5 protein-coding genes are annotated in these 5,529 nt (G+C 61.5%); 2 read left to right on the top strand and 3 right to left on the bottom strand.

Annotation, left to right across the window (positions count from 1 at the left end; translation table 11 throughout):
- Nucleotides 1–123: 123 nt before the first annotated feature.
- Nucleotides 124–1,041 carry a LysR substrate-binding domain-containing protein gene (locus tag ACW9JE_RS28160; RefSeq protein WP_175379270.1) on the top strand — a complete coding sequence of 306 codons (918 nt, stop codon included), beginning with the start codon at nt 124–126 and terminating at the stop codon, nt 1,039–1,041.
- 119 nt (nt 1,042–1,160) lie between these two features.
- On the opposite strand, the gene leuD is transcribed toward ACW9JE_RS28160, so the two are convergent.
- Nucleotides 1,161–1,769 carry a 3-isopropylmalate dehydratase small subunit gene (leuD, locus tag ACW9JE_RS28155; RefSeq protein WP_457434623.1) on the bottom strand — a complete coding sequence of 203 codons (609 nt, stop codon included), beginning with the start codon at nt 1,767–1,769 and terminating at the stop codon, nt 1,161–1,163.
- Between the two features lie 3 nt (nt 1,770–1,772).
- Entirely contained in the window at nt 1,773–3,194 is a 1,422-nt protein-coding gene (leuC, locus tag ACW9JE_RS28150) for a 3-isopropylmalate dehydratase large subunit (RefSeq protein WP_457434622.1), read from the bottom strand.
- A 297-nt stretch (nt 3,195–3,491) separates the two neighbouring features.
- Here leuC and ACW9JE_RS28145 point away from each other — a divergent pair, with 297 nt between their 5' ends.
- Nucleotides 3,492–4,502 (top strand): GlxA family transcriptional regulator, encoded by a 1,011-nt coding sequence (locus ACW9JE_RS28145; protein ID WP_457434621.1) that lies wholly within the window; start codon nt 3,492–3,494, stop codon nt 4,500–4,502.
- Between the two features lie 129 nt (nt 4,503–4,631).
- On the opposite strand, the gene ACW9JE_RS28140 is transcribed toward ACW9JE_RS28145, so the two are convergent.
- Nucleotides 4,632–4,940, bottom strand: a complete 309-nt coding sequence (locus ACW9JE_RS28140) for a hypothetical protein (RefSeq protein WP_457434620.1) — start codon at nt 4,938–4,940, stop codon at nt 4,632–4,634.
- Nucleotides 4,941–5,529: the final 589 nt, after the last annotated feature.

The following is a 5,529-nucleotide window of genomic DNA, read 5'->3' as shown; positions in this document are numbered from 1 at the left end:
TGAAAGCTTAGCGAGCGATTACAGGGGGTGCGGGGGTAGCCATTTCATTAGGGGAAAGCGCTGTGTTCGGGATGAATGCTATCCTTCGCGAATTTCGTGATAAACAGCGGAACCATGAGGCGTATGAACACGAATCGTGATCAATTTCCCTTGCCTGAAGACCTCAAGGTTTTTCTCACCGTCGTGCGCAAGAACGGTTTTGCCAGCGCCGCCGAAGAGCTGGGTTACTCGCCGGCGTACATCAGCAAGCGCATTTCCGTGCTGGAAACCACGCTGTCGACGCGCCTGCTGCATCGCACCACACGACGCATTGCCCTGACCGATGACGGCGAACGGGTGCGGGTGTGGGCGGAAAAGCTGTTGGGTGATTTCGACGATTTCGTCGGTGAAATCGCCGAGGCTCGCCAGCAACCCATGGGCTCGTTGCACATCTGCAGCAGCTTCGGCTTCGGCCGCAACCATGTCGCGCCGGCCATCTGCAAACTGTCGCAGACCTACCCGAAACTGGAGATCCGCCTGGACGTGTTCGACCGCGTGGTCGACATCGTCGGCGAGGGTTTCGATCTTGAGATTCGCGTCGGTGATGACCTGCCCGGGCAGCATCTGGGGCGCAAGCTGGTGAGCAATCGGCGGGTGCTGTGCGCAACGCCGGAATACCTGGAACGGCGCGGGATGCCGCGTTCGCTGGACGACCTGAAGAACCACGATTGCCTGGTGCTCAAGGAGCGCAACAATGCGTTCGGCGTGTGGAACCTGACGCGTGACGGCCAGGAAGAATCGGTGCGGGTCAGCGGCCCGCTGTCATCCAACAGCGGCGAGATCGTTCTGGAATGGGCGTTGAGCGGCGGCGGGATTCTGTTGCGCTCGATGTGGGACGTCAAACCGATGCTGGAGCAGGGCCGACTGGTGCAGGTGCTGCACGACTACACCCAGAGCGCCAACGTGTGGGCGGTGTACCCGACGCGGTTGAGTCAGTCGGCGAAATTGCGGGTGTGTGTGGAGTTTCTGGAGGCGTATTTCCGCGATCTGTCGGTCGAATAACCAATCTCTGTAGGAGCGAGCATGCTCGCGATGGTCGCCAACGATGACGCGGGCTGCTTGGATGCCAGTGGTGTCTGGTCCACCATCGCGAGCATGCTCGCTCCTACAGGGGGATCGCGTCATGCCAGCCAGGGATTCTGCGCCAGATGCCGCGCCTCGAAGCCGCGAATCTGCTCCGCCCGCTGCAAGGTGGTGCCAATCGCATCGAGCCCCAGCAGCAGCGCCTGCTTGCGCAACTGATCGATCTCGAAACGGATCACGCTGCCATCGGCCAACTCCAGTGTCTGCTCCGGCAGATTCACGCTGATCCCTGCCGTCTCCGCCTGGCTGACAACCTCCGCCACCCGCTTCAGCTCCAGCTCATCGAGCTGAATCGCCAACACCCCGTTGCGCTGGCAGTTATCAAAGAAAATCCCCGCGAAACTGCTGCCGATCAGCGCTCTGATGCCGACCTGCTTGAGCCCCCAGACCGCATGTTCGCGGCTCGATCCGCAGCCGAAGTTGGGGCCCACCACCAAAAATGCCGCGTCCGTCCATGCCGGCTGGTTGAGGATGAAGGCCGGGTTGGCTTCACCCGACGGCAGGAATCGCAGATCGAAAAACAGCCCCCGATCCAGCCCCTGGCGATCGATGCCCTTGAGAAACTGCTTGGGCATGATCACATCGGTGTCGATGTTGGCTGCCAGCAATGGTGCGGCGCTGCCGCTGACCGTAGTGAAAGGTTGCATGCTTCAAGCCTCCAGAGCGAATGTGCGGACGTCGGTCAAATGCCCGGTGATCGCGGCGGCCGCGACCATGGCCGGGCTCATCAGGTGGGTGCGCGCCCCGGCGCCCTGACGGCCTTCAAAGTTACGGTTGGTGCTGGAGGCGCAACGGTCGCCGGGGGCGAGCACGTCGTCGTTCATCGCCAGGCACATCGAGCAGCCCGATTGCCGCCATTCGAAACCGGCCTCGAGGAAAATCTGCGCCAGCCCCTCGCGTTCCGCCTGTTGGCGCACGAGCGTCGAGCCCGGAACGATCATCGCCCGCACATGAGCGGCCACCTGTCTGCCGCGCACCACCTGGGCGACGTCCCGCAGGTCTTCGATACGCGCGTTGGTGCAGGAGCCGATGAAGGCATGGCTGATCACCACGTCGCTGAGCGGCATGCCGGGTTCGAGGCCCATGTAATCGAGGGCCCGTTGCATGCCCTGACGCAGAATCAGGTCCGGCTCGTCGGCGGGATTCGGCACGTGACCGCCCACCGGCGCGGCCTGATCGGGGCTGGTGCCCCAGGTGACCATGGGCTCCAGTGTGCTCACATCCAGGCGGACTTCACGGTCGAAGAGGGCGCCTTCATCGCTGTGCAACGTTGCCCACTGGGCCAGCGCCTGCTCCCAGCGCTCACCTTGCGGCGCCCGTGGCTTGTCCTGCAGATAGGCGAAGACTTTTTCGTCCGGCGCCATGAACGCGCCCCGGGCGCCGGCCTCGACGGCCATGTTGCAGATGGTCATGCGCGCTTCGACGCTCAGGTCGCGGATAGCCGGGCCGGCAAATTCAATTGCGTAACCGGTGGCGCCCGAGGCACCGATGGTCTCGATCAGGGCCATGATGATGTCCTTGGACTTCACGCCTGCGCCCAGCACGCCGTCGACCGTCACGCGCATGGTTTTCAGACGCTTGTAGACCAGGGTTTGCGACGCCAGCAGGTGCTCGATTTCCGAGGTGCCGATGCCGAAGCCGAAAGCCCCCAGCGCACCGTAGGTGGTGGTGTGACTGTCGCCGGCCGCGACCACCATGCCCGGCAAAATGAAGCCCTGTTCCGGGGCGACCACGTGTTCGATCCCCTGGCGCTTGTCCAGCACGTCGAACAGTTCGATGCCGAAATCCCGGCAGTTCTCCGCGAAGTACGACACCTGCCGCGCGCCGCCGGCATCGGGCATGGTGGCGATGCGGTTGGGCGCGGTCGGGTTCACATGGTCGACCACCGCCAGCGTCGCCGAAGGGCGCCAGACCGTGCGTCCGGCTTCGCGCAGGCCGCTGAAGGCTTGCGGGCTGGTGTATTCGTTCGCGACCTGGCGATCGATGTACAACAGCACATGGCCCTGATCGTCGAGTTCGCAAACGGTGTGGCTGTCGATGTGCTTCTGATAGAGCGTTCTTGGGCGGGTCATGGAGTGGACTCTTGTTTTGGCGAGATCACGGAAACATGGCCATAGCTTATTCGTCGCGAATCCTGCATCAAGCGCCATAAAGTGATTGCTTTGCGCACGTAATGTGAATAATGGCTCGGGGGACACGGTGCATGGCACACCGTATGGCATCGTTCGATTGCCATCGGCCTTCAACTTGCGTAAACAGCCCAGCTGTCGAACACTTTCCGATACAGATTCAGGTTTTCATGGGCAAGGAGTGACAGTGAGCAAGGCGTTCAATCACAGGGTCGTCGGTACGACGAAGCGAGGCGTGCGTTGGTAGAGCGACGTCAGTTCAGCGGTGGCATGAAGGGCAAGAACCTGCGCTACCTCAATGAGCATGAAGGCCAGTCGGTGCGGGCCCGGGCCGGGTTTTTGCTGCTGGAGCACTTTTCCCTGCCGGCGTTTACCCAGGCGCTGGACACGATCGTCACGGCCAACCTGCTGCGGCCCGAGCTGTTTTCCACCAAGACCTTCGGTTTGGCCGAAGGGGAAGTGATCAGCGACCTGGGGCTGGTGATTCGGCCGGATGCGTGCCTGAGTCACGCCGAGATTCAGGAGCTGGATCTGCTGGTGGTCTGCGGCGGTTACCGGACCACGCTCAAGGCCGATGAGGCGTTGATCAATCTGTTGCACGACGCCGCCGAACAGGGCGTGACCCTGGCCGGGGTGTGGAATGGCGCGTGGTTCCTTGGGCGCGCCGGTTTGCTCGATGGCTATCGTTGCGCGATTCACCCCGAGCACCGCCCGGCACTGGCGGAGATCGCCAAGATGACCCAGGTCACCAGCGAAGCCTACGTGGTGGATCGGGACCGCATGACCGCGTCCAGTCCGAACGGCACGTTTTATATGGCGCTGGAGTGGATTCGCGGGCTGCACGACAAGGCGTTGACCGATGGCATCGAGGATATTCTGGCGTTCGAGGCGTCGCGTTATCGGCGTATCAAGCCTTCGTTGAATGCTTCGGTTTGCGGGCCGTTGCGCGAGGTGGTGAACCTGATGGACGCCAACCTCGAAGAGCCGCTGGAGATGGAGGCGCTTTGCGAGTATGCGGGGCGTTCGCGGCGGCAGATCGAGCGGCTGTTCAAGGAGCAGCTGGGGACCACGCCGCAGCGCTATTACATGGATTTGCGCATCACCGAAGCGCGGCGATTGCTGCAGCACACGACCTTGAGCATCGTCGAGGTGTCGGTGGCTTGCGGGTTCGTGTCGCCGAGCCATTTCAGCAAGTGCTACAGCTCGTATTTCGGGTATCGGCCGTCGAAGGAGACGCGGTTGGTCAAATAGACCATCACCACCGAACCTGTAGGAGCGAGCATGCTCGCGATGGACGTCAACGATAACGATGGGCGCCTGACACCCCGCGGTGTTCTCGGGTTCATCGCGAGCATGCTCGCTCCTACAGGGGGACGGTGGTTAGCGCATCCGTCGCTTGATGATATCCAGCACATCACACCCATCACGCAACGGTATGGCGCACATCAGCGCAAAGTCGCTGAGGATGAAGGATTCACACTCGATCGAACCGCGCATGGACAGGTTTTCCAGGACCTCGACTACCGCGCGGATGCGGTAGTTGGCGGCTTCCAACAGGATGTCCAGCGGGACGTGGGTGTCGATGAAGAAGGTGGGCATGTCGCTGCAATTGCCGGTCATGGCCATGTAGCGGTTGCCCGGAGGAGGCAATGGTTTTTCGTAGGGTGGATCGGGGTGAAGTTTTGACATGGTTGAAAGTCCTTAGGTGAGCAATCGAAGCTGCCAACGGCCTTTCCTACGGGCTTGGGTGGCAGCCGTGCGCGGGAGTAGGAAACTGAGAACTCACCAACTCAGCCACGTCGAAACGTGTCCCGCGCACAGCCGCCGCAAAACGGAGCTGATAAGCGGTAAGTTGTGAGGGTTTCCTACGCCCAGTCACCGCTTTCGCGGCGACGGGGAAAAGCCTATCCCGCCAACCCAACGCCCACCAGTTCATGCCAATCGCCGCAGTTCGAAGGAAATCTCCGAGGACTTTGCCCCGAAATTTCGCAGGTCCTACAGCGCGTCCTACAGCCAGAATGCCAAAACACCCTGGGTGAGCGATTCTGCCTGAGTGACAGCGGGTAAAACCTGAATGTAGGAAATACAGAAACTTCCTACGCCATCCGGGGCGTAAGCCTTCAGAAGACGCCTATGCAGGCGACAGACATCCGAGAGAAATCCAATTCTTGGCCAACATCGATGCTGACTGACCCGACGCTTTCGCGAGCAAGCCCGCTCCCACAGGGGGTTTGTGTTGTTCGCAGATTTTGTGGCAGACAACGGAACCTGTGGGAGC

The organism is Pseudomonas sp. SDO55104_S430 (genome assembly GCF_054070595.1).
Note: the sequence above shows the minus strand (reverse complement) of the source record. Positions and strands in the feature narration are given on the sequence as shown.

Coding starts and splice junctions, on each gene's coding strand:
- ACW9JE_RS28160 (WP_175379270.1), top strand. CDS start 124: ATGAACACGAATCGTGATCAATTTCCCTTGCCTGAAGACCTCAAGGTT.
- leuD (WP_457434623.1), bottom strand. CDS start 1,769: ATGCAACCTTTCACTACGGTCAGCGGCAGCGCCGCACCATTGCTGGCA.
- leuC (WP_457434622.1), bottom strand. CDS start 3,194: ATGACCCGCCCAAGAACGCTCTATCAGAAGCACATCGACAGCCACACC.
- ACW9JE_RS28140 (WP_457434620.1), bottom strand. CDS start 4,940: ATGTCAAAACTTCACCCCGATCCACCCTACGAAAAACCATTGCCTCCT.